The following is a 17139-nucleotide window of genomic DNA, read 5'->3' as shown; positions in this document are numbered from 1 at the left end:
AACGTAAAAAGCTGCATTTGTTATGTTTAACGATGCAGCTTTTTTGTTTAACAAACTTTTAACATCAAGTGCTTAAACCATTACGGAACTTTGCTGTCAAAGTATAGTTAATCTATTATCATCACATACATGAATAAAATTACAATCCTATTTATACTCTTTTGTACTTCCATATTTGCACAAAGAGGAACTAATATAACTGTTACTGGAAAAATTATGGAGGCTTCTTCTAAACAACCTCTGGAATATGCAACATTTATTATAACAGATGTAAAAACTAAAAAAGTTACCGGTGGCGTTACCGATTTAAATGGAAACTTTTCAGTTGCAGTACCAAAAGGACTTTACGATATGAAAGTAGAGTTTATCGGTTTTAAAACTAAGCAATTACCACAAAAAGAGCTGTCTGCTGACATCAATTTAGGTGTAATTACATTATCTGAAGATACAGAAACCTTAGAAGAAATTGAAATCGTAGCTGAGAAATCTACTGTAGAGATCCGTTTAGATAAAAAAATATATAATGTAGGGAAAGACATGACTATTAAAGGAGGAAATGCTTCTGATGTGTTAGATAACGTTCCTTCTGTAAATGTAGATGCTGAAGGTGCTGTAAGCTTACGTGGTAACGAGAATGTTCGAATTTTAATAGATGGTAAACCTTCTGCTTTAGTTGGTTTAAATGGAACTGATGCTTTACGTAATTTACCTGCCGATGCTATTGAAAAAGTTGAAGTTATCACCTCTCCTTCTGCACGTTACGACGCTGAAGGTACAGCTGGAATTTTAAATATTATTTTACGAAAAGGTAAAATTACTGGATTCAATGGTTCTTTAAACACTACGGTTGGACATCCAGCTCAATTTGCTTTAGGTACGAGCTTGAATTATAGAACTAAAAAAGTAAATTTATTTTCAAATCTTGGATACAATTTTAGAAAAGGTCCTGGAAATTCTCAAAGCTTTTTCTCAAATTATGATAATGGTGTGTTAAATGATTTTAGAAATGAGGATAGAACTTTTAATCGAAAAAGTAATAATTACAATGGTTCTATAGGATTAGAATACTACATCAATAAAAATAGTTCCATAACAGGTACATTTTTTTACAGAACATCTAAGGATGATGATATTGCTACCAACTTTACTGAATTCTTTGACGTTAATAGAAATAAAACAGGTGATCAAACTCGTATTGAAAACGAAAAAGAAGATGGGACAGATACTCAATATTCTATTAATTATACCAATAACATCGATGACAAAGGTCAAAAATTGACAGTTGATTTACAATATGGCGATAGTAAAGAAAGTGAACCTGCTTTAATTACAGTTGATGGAGTTTTATCAGAACAAAATTCTCAAATCACAAATTCAATTTCTAAATTAGTTCAAATCGATTATGTTTTACCTATTGGAGAAAATAGTCAATTTGAATTAGGACATAAGTCCGATTTACAAGATTTAAATTCTGATTTTAGAGTTCGTGATGGAAACGGAAACACATTACCTTCTGATCCTTCTAATGCTATAGATTTTAAACAAGATATTTATGCTTTTTATACTCAGTTTGGTAGTAAACTTAACAAGTTTTCATATCTATTTGGACTTAGAACTGAGATTACCAATATTGATTTATATTTAATTAATAACGATTCTTTTAACGAAAAGAATTATACTGAATGGTTTCCTACAATCAACTTTGGATATGAGTTGAATGATAATGATAATTTTACACTAGGATATGCAAGACGTTTAAGAAGGCCTCGTTATTGGTTTTTAAATCCTTTTGAAAGTAGAAGTTCTGCAACCAATGTTTTTAGAGGAAACCCTGATTTAAATCCAACATATACGAGTTCTTACGATCTAGGTTACAATACAAGAATTAGTAAATTTAATTTAGGAGCTTCAGTATATTATCAATACTCCACTGATGTTATTCAAAGAGTTTCTATTTTGGAAGAAAGAAATGTAGACGGGGTGTTAACTGATGTTACTGTTCGTCAACCATTAAACTTAAATGATGAACAACGTTATGGCTTTGAGTTTACTGCAAATTATAATCCAGCTAAAAGTGTTCGTTTAAGTGGTTCTTTCAACTATTTCAAATTTAAAACAGATCCTTTTAATTTTACTTATACTAGTAATTCAGGCGAAACAGTTGTAACTAATTTAGATGAAGTAAATGAAAGTAGTTGGTTTGCACGTTTCAATTCTCGTGTTACTTTACCTGCTAAAATAGAATGGCAAACAAGAATTATGTATCGTGGCCCACAAGATGATGCGCAAAGCACTAGAAAAGGTATGTTTGTTACAAATATAGCTTTAAGTAAAGATTTATTTAATGAAAAGGCTACGTTGGTTTTAAACGTAAGTGATTTATTCAACACCAGAAAAAGAGAAAGCACAACTTTCTTATATGAAGAAGATGATACATTACGCTCTGTAAATGAAAGTAGTTTTCAATGGAGAGAACGCCAAATATCATTAAATTTTACCTATCGTTTCAATCAAAAGAAAAAAAGAGAACGCCCTGAGAGAAATAATGGAGATGGTGATGGAGGCGAAGGATTCGGAAGTTAATATTTAGAACCTATTTATAAATCAAAAGCTCACATTATAGTGAGCTTTTTTTATGACCGTATTTTAGTGCATAAAAAAAGCCCGCAAATTGCGGGCTTTTATATATTATATTTTTAAAACTACTTTCCTTCAGCAGCTTTTTTTGCTTCTCTCTTCAATTTTAAATTTTCCCAGATAGTTCCACCAATCCAATAAGGAACTACAAACGTTAATAAGAAAATTAACAACCAAAAACCAGTTGTAAATATGAACATAAATAATACTAATCCTGAAAACTCTGAAAAATTTAACATCTTTTGTTTTGATAAATAATTACTGCTTGCAAAAATAGAATATATTTTCGTTTTTTTCTATGATTTCTTAAAATATTTCAACAATAATTTAAACAAACAATTCTACTAGTTTTCTTAACTTTGAAACCACTTATAAACTAATCGTATAATAATGGAATATAGAATTGAAAAAGACACAATGGGTGAGGTAAAAGTACCTGCCGATAAGTATTGGGGAGCACAAACTGAGCGTTCTAGAAATAACTTTAAAATTGGACCAGCTGGTTCAATGCCTTTAGAAGTTGTTTACGGATTTGCTTATTTAAAGAAAGCTGCTGCTTATGCCAATTGTGAATTAGGTGTACTTGCTGAAGAAAAACGTAATTTAATCGCACAAGTTTGTGATGAAATTTTAGCTGGTAAGCACGACGATCAATTCCCGTTAGTAATTTGGCAAACTGGTTCTGGTACGCAAAGCAACATGAATGTAAACGAAGTTGTTGCCAACAGAGCTCATGAGATCGCAGGAAAAAAGATTGGTGAAGGAGAAAAAACAATTCAACCAAATGATGATGTAAATAAATCGCAATCATCTAACGATACATTCCCAACAGGAATGCACATTGCTGCTTACAAGAAAGTAGTTGAAGTTACCATCCCAGGAGTTGAGCAATTAAGAGATACATTACAAAAAAAATCAGAAGATTTTAAAGACGTTGTAAAAATTGGACGTACGCATTTAATGGATGCTACTCCCCTAACCTTAGGTCAGGAATTTTCTGGGTATGTAGCACAATTAAACTTTGGTTTAAAAGCATTAAAAAATTCATTAGCACATTTAAGTCAGTTAGCTTTAGGTGGTACAGCTGTTGGTACTGGATTAAATACTCCTGAGGGTTATGATGTTCTAGTAGCTAAGTATATTGCAGATTTTACTGGTTTACCATTTATTACTGCAGAAAATAAATTTGAAGCTTTAGCTGCACACGATGCTTTAGTTGAAACGCATTCAGCTTTAAAACAATTAGCCGTTTCGTTAAACAAAATTGCGAACGATATTCGTTTAATGGCATCTGGACCACGTTCAGGTATTGGGGAACTAATTATTCCAGCTAATGAACCAGGTTCTTCTATCATGCCAGGTAAAGTAAACCCAACACAAGCAGAAGCTATTACTATGGTTTGTGCGCAAGTTATGGGTAATGATGTTGCTGTTACTGTTGGAGGAACACAAGGTCATTATGAATTAAACGTTTTCAAACCAATGATGGCAGCCAATGTATTACAATCTGCTCAATTAATTGGAGACGCTTGCGTGTCTTTTGATGTAAATTGTGCACAAGGAATTGAGCCTAATTATGGAAGAATAACTGAGTTAGTAAACAATTCTTTAATGTTAGTTACGGCTTTAAACATTAAAATTGGTTATTACAAAGCTGCTGAAATAGCAAATACAGCTCATGCTAACGGAACTACTTTAAAAGAAGAAGCTATTAATTTAGGCTACGTTACTGCAGAAGAATATGATGAGTGGGTAAAACCAGAAGATATGATTGGAAGTTTAAAATAAGCTCCTTTTAAAATTATAAAATCTAATAGAACCACAACGCTTGTTGTGGTTTTTATTTTTTTATTACAAATAAAAACACTGATATTAAAACACTTATAAAACCAATATAAATCAAATCTAAAAATCTTAGATTATTGGCATGCTGTTTGAAAATAGCTTATTAATAACTAAAAACAAAACTTATGAAACTACGAATACTACTCTTATTAGGCTTATATATTTCATTTGCTACTTATGGTCAAAAGAAAACTAAATATGAATCTTTTAAAAACGAGCTTACACAAAAAAAGTATGCTCCAGAAATGGTTTTAGACAAAGCCATGAATTATACTTCTCAAAACGATATTTATGTTTCTGAATTAATCGACGCTTGTCGTTTTTTTACTAGTGATAGAAGAAAATACAGAATTTGTGTAAATGCATATCCAAAAGTAATTGATAAACGAAATTTCTTTCAGGTGTATGATCTTTTTTCTAGCTTTTCTTTTGCCATGAAATTATATCACAATACACAAGCAAATCAAAATGTTATTTCCCAAATTGATTACCCTAATGCAGATTATTATCATGGAATTATAACAAATACGTGTAAGCAACCTATGTCCGAATATCAATTCAATAATTTATATAACAAAAGAGGAAATAGGAGAAATTATACTGTAAACGATTTAAAAGATATTATTTCTCATAACTGTTTAAGCACAGCACAAATTATGAAGTTGACAGAAATGGTACAGTCTAATGGAGAGCGTTTTGAATTGCTACAATTTTCTTTTCCTTATTCATTTGATTTAGAAAATTTCTATTATACAGAACAATTAATCAATGAGAATTATTTAAAACAACGTTTAATTAGGTTTATAGATCTTGAAATTACAAAAATAAACAATCAACCTGGCTATAATAATTGTTTGCCTTTATCTCAAAATGAATTTGAGTATGTTTTAAAATCTATAAAAGATGAACGATTTTCTAAAGAACGTTTACAATTAGCAAAACAACATTTAGAGCGTAATTGCTTTTCAATTCCTAGAATTAGAGCTATTGTAAATGAATTTAGTTTTGATAAAGATAAATTAGATATCCTAAAAGTTAGTTTTCAAAATTGTCCTGAAAAAGATCAATTTTACAAGCTAAAAGAAACACTAAGTTTTTCTAGATACAAAAGAGAATTTGATCAGTTTCTCCTTAATAACTAAAGTAAAGGAACTTTTTATTATATATGATTTAAAAGCACAGTTAATAACTGTGCTTTTCTTTTTTAGCACTACAAAAGAATCACCCATAACCAAAAAAAATACGTTTGGGGAATATTTTTCATTAAATCAGTAGATTAAATCTTATTTTTAGTACTGATTAACCTAAACTTTAAACTTACTAATCAATGGAAGAATCTAATAACTACAAGTCATCTTCATGTTGGAATTGTGATGGAGATATTGAAACTATTACAAAACGTCTTAAAGAGATGTTTGTTGAAATGGGACAAAAAACACGCATAGAAAGAGGACAAAAACCTGCAGAAAGAGCTGTTTTTAGAAAACAACACGGAATTGCCTACGGAAATTTTGTTATTAATAAAGATATAGAAGAACGTTTTAAATTAGGACTATTTGCTGGCGATTCTTATGAGTGTGCTGTTCGTTTTTCGAGCGATACTACTCCTACTTCACCTGATTTGCATTCTACTTTAGGTGTTGGTCTGAAACTTTTCGGTATAAATGGAGAAAATATTTTAGACGGTGGTACAAATGCAGACTTCATCATGCAAAATATCGATCGCTTTTTTGCTCGTGATGCTCAACAAATGTGCAGTTTTACAACTGCTGGTGTAATTGATAGAGATTATGATTCATATATAGATAAACATCCTGAACTTGCTGCTATATTACAAGCAATGACTAAGGAAGAAGCGAGTGTTTTAAGTGCAAGTTATTGGGCGATTCTTCCTTTTAAATTAGGCGACAATCAAATCGTAAAGTATCGTTTAGTTCCAGAAAACACTTATAAAGGAACTCCTTTCAATGAAAATGATTATTTAAAAATTGATCTTGAAAAACGTTTATTACAAGGCGATGCTACGTTCAGGTTTGAAATTCAATTAAGAACAAATCCTGATACCATGCCAATTGATGATGCACAAGTGGTTTGGAGTACGGAAGAAAGTCCATATATCTGTATAGCAAAACTTCATTTACCAAAGCAAAATGTTGCTGGAATTGGTCAGGCTGAATTTGGAAGCAATTTAGCCTTCAATATTTGGAGAACACTACCACAACATGAACCATTAGGTTCTATTGCTGAAGTTAGAAAAGTAGTGTACGCTGCAAGTGCAGAAGCTCGTCATCAAGCGAATGGAGAATTATTAGAAGAGCCAAAAGAAAGAAATCCTAAGTTCCAAGGAAATACTGATGAAGATGATGATTGTATTGTTACTGCTGGAATTTATCCACCAATAGGAATAATGCGAGTTGGAAATAGCCAAAAAGAATATTTCATTGGCCCTTTAACCGATGAACCAATAGCGCAAGAAGATCCTTATGCTTATAGAGATGAAATCGGAGCCTTGAAAAGACAAGCTGCACAATTTAGGGTTTATGGTTTTAATGCCGCTGGGAAGGCAGTAAAAGAATTAACTGCTGAAAATGCAAAAATTACTTGGCATTGCCATTTAGCGAATCAAAAAGCTTCATGGTATCAGTTTCAATTGGCTTTAGATATTCCTGAAGCTGCCGATGCTCCGCCTTCATTCTTACGAAATATTAATGTTCCTAATCGTGAATCGTTATTAATTGATGGAGGAGCAAAGTCCATTTCCGGAACTAATATTCAAGATGGTCCTTTCTTCGAAGGAGAGTTTTTATCTAAAAAAGTGTATTTAGGTGAAATGAAAACCGATGAAAAAGGTAGATTAATTATGTTAGGTGGACATGGAAAATCTGAAAATATAGATGGCGATATCGCTATTACATTTGCCAATAACGAAGGTTGGTATGATGATACTTCTGACGGACCTGTTACTGCTGAAGTAGAATACAACGGAACAAAATTAAAAGTTGATCCTGCTTGGGTTGTTTGTGCCCCACCAGATTATGCTCCGATGCAAAAATCGGTAAGAACCATGTGGGATTTAATGAGAAGTGTAGCCGTAAAATCTGGAATGTTAACAAGACCGCAACGACCTTCTTTTACAAAAGATATATTGCCAATTTTCCAACGTATGACAGATTTACAATGGGTAAATGCTGGATTTGCTGGTGCTTTTGGTTGGGGTGGACAATTCAATTACACTTCGAAAGAATGGATCAAAAAGTTGGGTAATCCTTCTCCTGCATTTTTAGAAATGAGAAGAACGATTTCTAATAACTTTAGAAGAATTGAAGTAACAGGTGCAGAAGCTCCACAATTATGGCCTTGGTTATATGGAGATGCTATTAGTATTCCTTCAACAGGTTCTGTACGTCAGCATGCTACCTTATCTGAATTACAATTGGAATTTTTAGATCAGTGGGTTACTGGTGATTTTGACGCTGATTATATGGATACTGAAGGTTGTCCGTTTCATGAAAAACAAAAAACCATTGATGATTTGCCTGTTCATGAACAACCTGATATGCTAACTAAAGCCGCTATGGATTTTTGTTTAGCAGATGCATTCCATCCTGGGTGTGAAATGACTTGGCCTATGCGTTCTTCTGGAATGTATATGGCTCCGTTTAGAGTAAAACACGCAAAAGCTACGCCTCCTGTAAACAATATATATTACGGGCCAACCATGAGTAGTGATACCTTAACGTTAGCAAAAGGTCCGATTTTAGGAGGACAAGTTGCTGGTGGAATTACACGTTGGATGGCAATTCCATGGCAAACTGATACAGCAAGTTGTAGAGATGGATATACAACGACATATGATCCATATCTACCTACTTTCTGGCCGGCAAGAGTTCCGAATAATATCTTGAACGAAAAACGTTATGATCAAACTTTAGATACTAATTTAGCAGAAGAAACTCGTATGGAAGCTTTTGCAGACAGAGCAGATTGGTTAAATGATCTTCCTTTAGATGGTGCTGCACCTAATTATACTAATCAGATTAATAGTATGATTAAGTATTTTGACAAACTTGCAGTTGTTCAAAAACGTCCTGGAGTTCAAAATGATCCAAATTTCCCAAAGGAAATGCAAGTAGGTATTACGCCTACTCCAGCCCAAGAAGAAGCACTTTTAAAAGCTACCTTAAAAGATTTACATACTACTTTAAATACTGATAGTTTAAATTCTGCAACAAAAGATGTTTTAGTTGACGCAGTAGATAAATTATCACATGACAATTTATTGAATGAAGAATTCTTATTAGAAGGAGCTCAAAATCAATTATTAACTTTAGTTGAAGACGAATTAATGAAAGATTTTGTTCAAACTCCAAATGTTATTCATACAATTAGTTTATTAGCTTCAAAATTGCATAACATTAATAGAACAAAATCTCATCAAGAAGCTCCTCAAAAGAGAACAGAAGTTGGAATACCAGAGAAAATGACACGTTTTTCAAGATATATTCCAAAATAATAAAGGAGTTTGTTTATATGATGGATAATAATGATACAGAAATAGCAATAATTGGTGGCGGCATTGCAGGTTGCATTGCCGCCATTGCTTTATCGAATAACTATAAAGTAACCCTTATTGATAAACTAGAACAACCGATTGATAAAGTTGGAGAATCTTTAGCTCCTGCTACACAACGTGTTTTTAATGCATTAGGAATTTCTTTAAATAATACTGAGCTAAAAAACTTATTCATTGATAATTTAGGAATGCAATCCTATTGGGGAAGTGATCAATTACAAATACTTGATCATTTGAGAAACCCAGATGGATTATCAAAAAGTGTTGACCGAAAAAAACTCTGTTTATTTCTAAGAGAAAAAGCTTCGGAAAAAGGTGTAAAAGGATTTTGGGGATTTAGATTATTTAATAGTACTTATTCGGATGAAAAATGGAAAATAACTTGTAAAAAAGATAATCAAAAGAATAGAGAAGCAATTACAGTCTCTGCAGATTTTGTAATAGATGCTACAGGTAGAAACGCTCACTTTGCAAGAAGTTTAGGAATAAAAAGAACCAATTATGATTCTCTACTCTCTTGTTGGTTTACACTTCCAAATACAGAAAGAAACACCATGAGTTCAATTATAAGTGATGAGTTCGGCTGGTGGTATACAGCAGTTCTTCCAGATAACAAAAGAGTTATTTCCTACCAAACTGATACTGATATCTTTGATAAAAGTCTTTTTAAAAATTTCTTGTCGTTTTCTCAATTAACGAAAACCAATTCAGTTATTTCTAAATTAATTGAGCATAAAGAAAATGAAATTGATTTTAAAGGTGTTGTAAGTGCTAATTCTACAAAACTACATACGGTAGTTGGGCAACAATGGATTGCTTTAGGCGATGCTGCAATTAGTTTTGATCCTTTATCTTCTCAAGGAATGTTTAATGCCATGGCTAATGCTATGCAAGCTTCACAACTTCTAAAAAAATATGATATTTCTTCATTAAAATACCAAGAAGAAATGAGTCAGTTTTCAAAAGAATATACTTCACAAATTAATTCTGTTTGGACTCATTATTTAAAACATAAAAATCTTTTCTACAGCGCTGAAAATCGATGGACTAATGCTATATTTTGGAAAAGAAGACTAGAAAATGCTTTCGTATTGTAAAATCTACTATTTTTGCTGCCCTTTTTTTATCTTTAAAATAAAAATATGAATACACACGAAGAATATATGAGTGAAGCAGTAAAAGCTGCTTTAAAAGGAATGCAAAATAATGAAGGTGGTCCGTTTGGATGTATTATAGTTAAAGACGGAGAAATAGTTGGGCGTGGAAACAATAAAGTTACCTCAACTAATGATCCTACAGCGCACGCAGAAGTAACTGCCATTAGAGATGCGTGTAAAAACTTAGGTTCATTTCAATTAGATGGATGTATCGTATATACGTCTTGTGAACCTTGCCCTATGTGTTTAGGAGCAATATACTGGGCAAGACCAGACAAAGTATACTATGGAAGTAACCAAATAGATGCAGCAAATATCGGATTCGATGATGAGTTTATCTATAAAGAAATACCATTACCTTACGAAAAAAGAAGTATTCCGTTTGAGCAGGTAGGAAGAGAAATCGCTTTAGAACCATTTCAGAAATGGTCTGAAAAAGACGACAAAATTGAATATTAAATATTAAAATCCTTACTTTGTTAGTAGGGATTTTTTATAACCTAATACTAATGATTACACTAGAAAACGAACAAATTAAAGCTACTTTTTCTTTATCTGGAGCCGAACTCATAAAGCTATATTCTAAAGAAACAAAACTTGATTATTTATGGAATGGTAATCCTGATTTTTGGAAACGCCACGCTCCTATTCTATTTCCAATTGTTGGTAAACTAAAAGACAACTCCTATCTAGTGGATAATAAAACATTTCATTTATCACAGCATGGCTTTGCCAGAGATAATGAATTTACACTTGTTTCTCAATCGATAACTGAACTAGTGTTTGAATTGTCTTTTTCAGAAAAAACACTAGCTATATATCCATATAAATTCAGACTTTTAGTTGCATATCGTTTGGAAAAAAACAAACTCGAAACTTCTTACAAAGTTGAAAATGTAGACAATAAACCTATATTCTTTTCAATTGGAGCACATCCTGCTTTTAAATGTCCAATTACTGAAGAAACTTCGTTTTCAGACTATTTCATTGAATTTGAGAAAGATGAAAATCCGTTACAATTTTCATTGAACAAAGAAAATGGTTTACGTATTGAAACACCAACGGAAAAACAACTTCCAAAAGAACTTCCTTTAAATTATAATTTGTTTATAGAAGATGCTTTAATTTATAAGAATATTACTTCTAAAGTAATGTCATTGAAATCAAAAAAACACAAACACGGAATTAATTTTGAATGTTCAGATTGGGAATACGTTGCATTTTGGACCGTAAATAAAGCTCCTTTTATATGTTTTGAGCCTTGGATGGGAGCCGCCGACTTAGAAACTACTAATCAAGATTTCACAACTAAAGATGGAATTATTGAATTAGATATAAATAAAGAGTTTAAGCAGTGTTATGTTGTTACTTTATTTTAGTGAGTTTTACGTGTTATTTAATCTGAAAAATTATTAGGCTTTTATAAAAAATAGATTAAAATTCCAGCTATTCCCAGAAATACACACAAAGGTGAAAAATACTTATAATCATTCTTAGCAAACTGAGTTCCTTTTACCTTTTTAAAAAAGCCTACATAGTTAAAATCACCAATGGCTCTTATGATAAAAATCGAAGAGAAAAAAATGATACCATATTGTTTAAGGAACAACGGTAACATAGAAAAATCAAAAACTTTTGAGGCTTGTAAATAAATAACAGCCACAAAGAATAAAAATACCGCAACCAAAAAGGTTAAAATCGGTGGCGCTTTAAAAATTCTTACCTCATCCGTTTTAGTTGGGATTACTCCACCTAATGCGAAGTTCCCTCCAAATGCCCAGTAAATATGAAGAAATGAAATCGCTAAAAAAATAATTCCGCATGTAATCCCTAGAAAAAATACCATAATAATTCGTTTTTTAATGTAAGTTTGTCACTGCTCAAAGTTATAAAGCTTTTATGGTAACAATATTGATTAATATCAAGGAATTAGTTCAAGTTAGAGATAAAAATGTAAAAAAGGTTTCAGGCAAAGAAATGGCTGAGTTACCTACTATAAAAAATGCCTTTTTAGCTATTGAAAAAGAACGAATTATCAATTATGGTTCTATGGAAGAGATTCCATCTTACCAAAGTGCAATGATTGTAGACTGTAAAGGAAAAATGGTATTTCCTTCTTGGTGTGATAGTCACACTCATATTGTTTATGCTGGTAATAGAGAACAAGAATTTGTTGATAGAATTAATGGTTTAACGTATGAAGAAATTGCTAATCGTGGTGGAGGAATTTTAAATTCAGCTAAAAAATTACAAAATACATCAGAAGAAGAACTATACGAGCAATCTAGTAAACGTTTAAAAGAAATCATACAATTAGGAACTGGGGCAGTTGAAATTAAATCAGGTTATGGTTTAACCGTTGATGCTGAACTAAAAATACTTCGTGTTATAAAAAAGCTAAAGGAAAATTTCCAAATTCCTATTAAAGCAACTTTCTTAGGAGCACATGCTTTTCCTACTGAATATAAAGAAAATAAAGATGCTTATATTGATGTAATTATCAATGAAATGCTTCCAGAAATTACCAAAGAAAACTTGGCCGATTTTATTGATGCTTTCTGTGAAACTGGTTATTTTTCTGTATCGCAAACAGAAAGAGTAATTGATGCTGGAAAAAAGCACGGACTTGTTCCTAAAATTCATGTAAATCAATTTACCTCAATTGGTGGTTTACAAGCTAGTGTAGTAAAAGGAGCTTTATCTGTAGATCATTTAGAAATTATGACAGATGATGATATTGAAGCTTTAAAAGGTTCTGATACAATGCCTGTTGCATTGCCATCCTGTTCTTATTTCTTGAGCATTCCTTATACTCCAGCTCGTGATATTATAAATGCTGAATTACCTTTAGCATTAGCAACAGATTATAATCCTGGTTCAACTCCTTCTGGAAATATGAATTTTGTTGTTTCTTCGGCTTGTATTAAAATGAAAATGACTCCAGAAGAAGCTATTAATGCAGCTACTATAAATGGAGCATTTGCCATGAATTTATCTGACGAAGTAGGTTCTATTACGAAAGGAAAAAAAGCGAATCTTTTTATTACAAAAGAGATTCCTTCGTATGGCTTTTTACCTTATAGTTTTGGTTCAAATGTAATTGAATCTGTATATCTTAATGGAAAACGAGTTTAGTTTATGTTACAAACTTTTTCTCAAGAAAATATTAGTGAATTTGTAGCTACCAGAAAGGGAGAAACAAAACTAGGAGAATGTGTACAGTGTATTACAGATTCAAAAAAAGTCGAGGAAGAACTCCAAAACTCTGATGCCAAGTTTGTAATAATTGGTGTCCCAGAAGATATTGGTGTTCAAATGAATTATGGAAATCCTGGTGCACACACAGCGTTTATTCCTGCTTTAAAAGCTTTATTAAATACACAACAAAATCAGTTTATTAATGGTAATGAAATTATGATTCTAGGTTATTTAGATTTCTTAGATGAAGTTGTGAATTTTAATCCTAATGATAGAGAAAAAGGTAATGAACTTGTTCAAGAAATAGACGCTGAACTATCTAAATGGATCGCACTTATTATTGCTTCTAATAAAATTCCAATTGTTATTGGAGGAGGACACAACAACGCCTATGGAAATTTAAAAGGACTATCCGAAGCAAACAATGATGCCATAAACGTTGTAAATCTTGATGCTCATACTGACCTTCGAAAATTAGAGGAAAGACATAGCGGAAATGGTTTTTCTTATGCTCTAAAGAATGGTTTTTTAGATCACTATTTTATGTTTGGTTTGCATGAAAATTATACTCCGCAATATATTTTTGAGTTTATTCATGATAATATCAATCTAGAATACAACATGTACGAAGAGATAGAAGTTTATCAAACTACCTCTTTTAAAAGTGAATTACAACGAGCATTAAACTTTGTTTCAGAAAAACCATTTGGTATAGAAATAGATTTAGACTGTATTCAATATTTTCCAAGTAGTGCAATGACTCCGAGTGGTTTTACACCTCAACAAACCAGGCAGTTTGTTCATTATTTTGGAAAACATAAAAATGCTTCGTATTTACATGTTTGTGAAGGAGCTCCTTCTATTTCTAATGAAAAAATGGCAACAGCTCAAGTGGGAAAATTTATAAGTTATTTAATTACAGATTTTATAAAATCAAGAAATAACTAGTATAAAAAAAGACCATTTTTAAATGGTCTTTCTTGTTTTATCTCAGAATTGTTCTCCCTACTTTTCCTTCTAAATGTTTCTTGTTCTTATCTTCTATAATTTCGAGCTTATGATTATATACATGAATCAAACTTGTATCATATCTGTTATAATTTAACAATACCTCTCTTTTTGTATCTATACAATTTGAATCTAGAACCCAACTGCTGTTGCATCTTGCTGGAAATCGCTGTCTTTCAATATATCTGATGAGAAAAGATTTTCTACTATTCGGCTTAATTCGAATTTTGTAATCTTTCTTACCGTCAATTAAAACACCATCAACAATTCCTTCTAATAACACCGGATAATCATAATCGTTGATAAATTCTATCTTTGCGTATCGACCTCTATTAACGGATGCAATATGATACGATATTTTAGTATTTGCTATACTTCCTCTATTAAAGGCCTTAGACTTATTTGAAGCTTCTTTAAGTACTTTATTTTTATTCTCATTGACTGGTGAAATAAACATACTAATTGCAAAAACACATGATAATAATAGTTTCATAACTTTCTCTTTTTAAAATTATAGCTATAAGATACAAAATACTAGCTGTATAGTAGGTCCACATAATATTAATATTGCTTATTTGATTCATAAGCTTATCTTATCCATGAAAAAGTTCATTATATATTATACAATACACTTCTTTATTAAAAATAATCAAAACGTCATTTTTTTGTTGTTTCTAACATTTTCAATTTTACATTTTTAAAGAAATTTCAACAAAATTTATACTGTTCCAATTAAAAAACTATAACAATTAATACTTTTTTTATAAAAAAGCTTATATATTTAAACTGTAAGTTTTTCCCTAAAAAACATTCATTGAAAAAAAGAATATTTATCTTAACGGTAATAGTTATTGCTCAATTTCTATGCACATCTTTGTGGTTTGCTGGCAATGGTATTATAAATGATTTAATAAGTGCTTTTGATTTAAACGAGAGCTCCTTAGCAAATTTAACATCCTCTGTACAATTTGGTTTTTTAGTTGGTACTTTACTATTTTCATTACTAAATATTGCTGATCGATTTTCTCCTTCTATAGTATTCTTTTTTTGTGCTTTAGCAGGAGCTTTATGTAACTTAGGTATTATCTATAGTTCAAACACTTTTATCAGTCTTATGGCTCTTCGTTTTTCAACTGGTTTCTTTTTAGCTGGTATTTATCCTGTAGGAATGAAAATTGCAGCGGATTATTTTAATAAACAATTAGGAAAATCTTTAGGTTTTTTAGTAGGAGCTTTAGTTTTAGGAACTTCTCTTCCTCACTTACTAACTGCTTTAAAAACTTCTTTACCTTGGGAATCGGTTATTGCTGGTACTTCTATTTTAGCTGTTCTTGGTGGTGGAGCAATGTTAGTTTTAATTCCTGATGGTCCTTTTAGAAAACGCACCGATAAATTGCATTTAAATGCTATAGTAGATGTGTTTAAAAATAAGTCTTTTCGTTCTGCTGCTTTTGGTTATTTTGGTCATATGTGGGAATTATATACTTTTTGGGTCTTTATTCCTTTGATACTTAAAACGTATAATACGTTACACCCAGAATCCTCTTTTAACATCTCTTTATGGTCTTTTATAATCATAGCTATTGGTAGTCTAGCTTGTGTAGTAGGTGGATATTTATCGTTAAAATGGGGTGAACAAAAAATAGCTACAGCTGCATTACTACTATCAGGTATATGCTGTTTGATATCTCCTACACTATTTCTATTTAATGAAATCTGGCTGTTTTTCTTATTGTTGATATGGGGATTTGCAGTAATTATGGATTCTCCTCTTTTTTCAACACTAGTCGCTAAAAATGCTCCTAAAGAAATTAAAGGAACTGCGTTAACCATTGTAAATTGCGTAGGATTTTCTCTAACTATAGTAAGTATTCAAACAATTAATTTTTTGTCGGATTATATTAATATACAATACCTATTTATGTTTTTAGTAATAGGTCCAGTTTTTGCTTTGCTAAATTCCAAAAAGGATTCTGTTTATTAGCCAATCCAATTTTTAAAATCTTTTACACGCTCTCTACTTACAATAATTTCTTGCTCGTCATAAGAGTGAAGTACTAACTTTAATCTTGAGTTACTGTACTTTTCCACCTGTTTTATTTGATTTTTATTAATGATAATTGATCTATTAACCCTAAAAAAATAAAATGGATTTAAAATTTCTTCAAGTTTACTAAGAGAAAAATTTACTATTCCTTTACTGGAATTAGAATTCAAATATGTATAATTATCATTACTTTCAAAATAATGAATATCTCTATCTTTTATAATTTTAATTTTGTTTCCAAACTTTATTGTATAAGTTGTCTTGAATTTATGAGAAGTAAATTCTGAATGTATTTTCATTAAATTATTATAGTTTTCCTCCCTTTCACAAATTTGACTAGCTTTTAAAAGTGTTTTAATTAAGTCATTATCATTAATTGGTTTTAACAAATACGAAATACTATTAAAATCAAAAGCCTTTATACTATAATCGCTGTAAGCAGTAGTGAAAATAATATTTGAATGTATATCTATTTTTTTAAATATTTCAAAACATAATCCATCAGATAATTGAATGTCTAAAAAAACTAAATTTGGATGATTATTATTTTTGAACCAAGAAATAGAGCTTTTTATTGAAGTCAATGATTTGACTACTGTAATATTGTTTTTTATCAATAAACGTTCTAATCTTCTTGCCGAAGGTAACTCATCTTCTATTATTAATGCAGTCAT

General features: G+C 31.1%; 14 protein-coding genes. 10 read left to right on the top strand and 4 right to left on the bottom strand.

The window, feature by feature from the left end; all coding sequences use genetic code 11:
* Window positions 1–129 precede the first annotated feature (129 nt).
* Window positions 130–2583: an outer membrane beta-barrel family protein gene (locus EV195_RS06435; protein ID WP_132794103.1), complete on the top strand. Its 2454-nt coding sequence runs from the start codon at window positions 130–132 to the stop codon at window positions 2581–2583.
* A 119-nt stretch (window positions 2584–2702) separates the two neighbouring features.
* On the opposite strand, the gene EV195_RS16650 is transcribed toward EV195_RS06435, so the two are convergent.
* Window positions 2703–2876, bottom strand: a complete 174-nt coding sequence (locus tag EV195_RS16650) for a hypothetical protein (protein WP_165872123.1) — start codon at window positions 2874–2876, stop codon at window positions 2703–2705.
* A 151-nt stretch (window positions 2877–3027) separates the two neighbouring features.
* On the opposite strand from EV195_RS16650, the gene fumC reads away from it, so the two are divergent.
* From fumC to EV195_RS06405, 6 genes are all read left to right on the top strand, one after another.
* Window positions 3028–4425 (top strand): class II fumarate hydratase, encoded by a 1398-nt coding sequence (gene fumC / locus EV195_RS06430; protein WP_132794101.1) that lies wholly within the window; start codon window positions 3028–3030, stop codon window positions 4423–4425.
* Between the two features lie 182 nt (window positions 4426–4607).
* Window positions 4608–5624: a DUF4476 domain-containing protein gene (locus EV195_RS06425; protein WP_132794099.1), complete on the top strand. Its 1017-nt coding sequence runs from the start codon at window positions 4608–4610 to the stop codon at window positions 5622–5624.
* A 185-nt stretch (window positions 5625–5809) separates the two neighbouring features.
* Window positions 5810–8995 carry a LodA/GoxA family CTQ-dependent oxidase gene (locus tag EV195_RS06420; RefSeq protein WP_165915694.1) on the top strand — a complete coding sequence of 1062 codons (3186 nt, stop codon included), beginning with the start codon at window positions 5810–5812 and terminating at the stop codon, window positions 8993–8995.
* A gap of 17 nt (window positions 8996–9012) precedes the next feature.
* Window positions 9013–10152, top strand: coding sequence for an NAD(P)/FAD-dependent oxidoreductase (locus tag EV195_RS06415; protein WP_132794098.1), 1140 nt, complete (start codon window positions 9013–9015; stop codon window positions 10150–10152).
* A 45-nt stretch (window positions 10153–10197) separates the two neighbouring features.
* Entirely contained in the window at window positions 10198–10671 is a 474-nt protein-coding gene (locus tag EV195_RS06410) for a nucleoside deaminase (protein WP_132794096.1), read from the top strand.
* Window positions 10672–10721: 50 nt separating this feature from the next.
* Entirely contained in the window at window positions 10722–11591 is an 870-nt protein-coding gene (locus EV195_RS06405; RefSeq protein WP_132794095.1) for an aldose 1-epimerase family protein, read from the top strand.
* Between the two features lie 41 nt (window positions 11592–11632).
* Here the strand turns inward: EV195_RS06405 and EV195_RS06400 are convergent, their stop codons facing one another.
* On the bottom strand, window positions 11633–12058 hold the full coding sequence (locus EV195_RS06400) for a DUF3995 domain-containing protein (protein WP_132794093.1): 426 nt from the start codon (window positions 12056–12058) through the stop codon (window positions 11633–11635).
* A gap of 53 nt (window positions 12059–12111) precedes the next feature.
* On the opposite strand from EV195_RS06400, the gene hutI reads away from it, so the two are divergent.
* On the top strand, window positions 12112–13347 hold the full coding sequence (hutI, locus tag EV195_RS06395) for an imidazolonepropionase (RefSeq protein WP_132794092.1): 1236 nt from the start codon (window positions 12112–12114) through the stop codon (window positions 13345–13347).
* 3 nt (window positions 13348–13350) lie between these two features.
* Window positions 13351–14358: a formimidoylglutamase gene (locus EV195_RS06390; RefSeq protein ID WP_132794090.1), complete on the top strand. Its 1008-nt coding sequence runs from the start codon at window positions 13351–13353 to the stop codon at window positions 14356–14358.
* A gap of 37 nt (window positions 14359–14395) precedes the next feature.
* Here the strand turns inward: EV195_RS06390 and EV195_RS06385 are convergent, their stop codons facing one another.
* A complete protein-coding gene (locus tag EV195_RS06385) occupies window positions 14396–14911 on the bottom strand; it encodes a hypothetical protein (RefSeq protein WP_132794089.1) in 516 nt (171 codons plus the stop codon).
* A 321-nt stretch (window positions 14912–15232) separates the two neighbouring features.
* Here EV195_RS06385 and EV195_RS06380 point away from each other — a divergent pair, with 321 nt between their 5' ends.
* Window positions 15233–16402: an MFS transporter gene (locus EV195_RS06380; protein ID WP_132794088.1), complete on the top strand. Its 1170-nt coding sequence runs from the start codon at window positions 15233–15235 to the stop codon at window positions 16400–16402.
* Here the strand turns inward: EV195_RS06380 and EV195_RS06375 are convergent.
* Entirely contained in the window at window positions 16399–17139 is a 741-nt protein-coding gene (locus EV195_RS06375) for a LytR/AlgR family response regulator transcription factor (protein WP_132794087.1), read from the bottom strand. The genes EV195_RS06380 and EV195_RS06375 overlap by 4 nt on opposite strands.

This window comes from Tenacibaculum skagerrakense (genome assembly GCF_004345825.1).
GTDB classification, from domain to species: domain Bacteria; phylum Bacteroidota; class Bacteroidia; order Flavobacteriales; family Flavobacteriaceae; genus Polaribacter; species Polaribacter skagerrakensis.
This window is presented reverse-complemented; position numbering and strand designations above follow the sequence as displayed.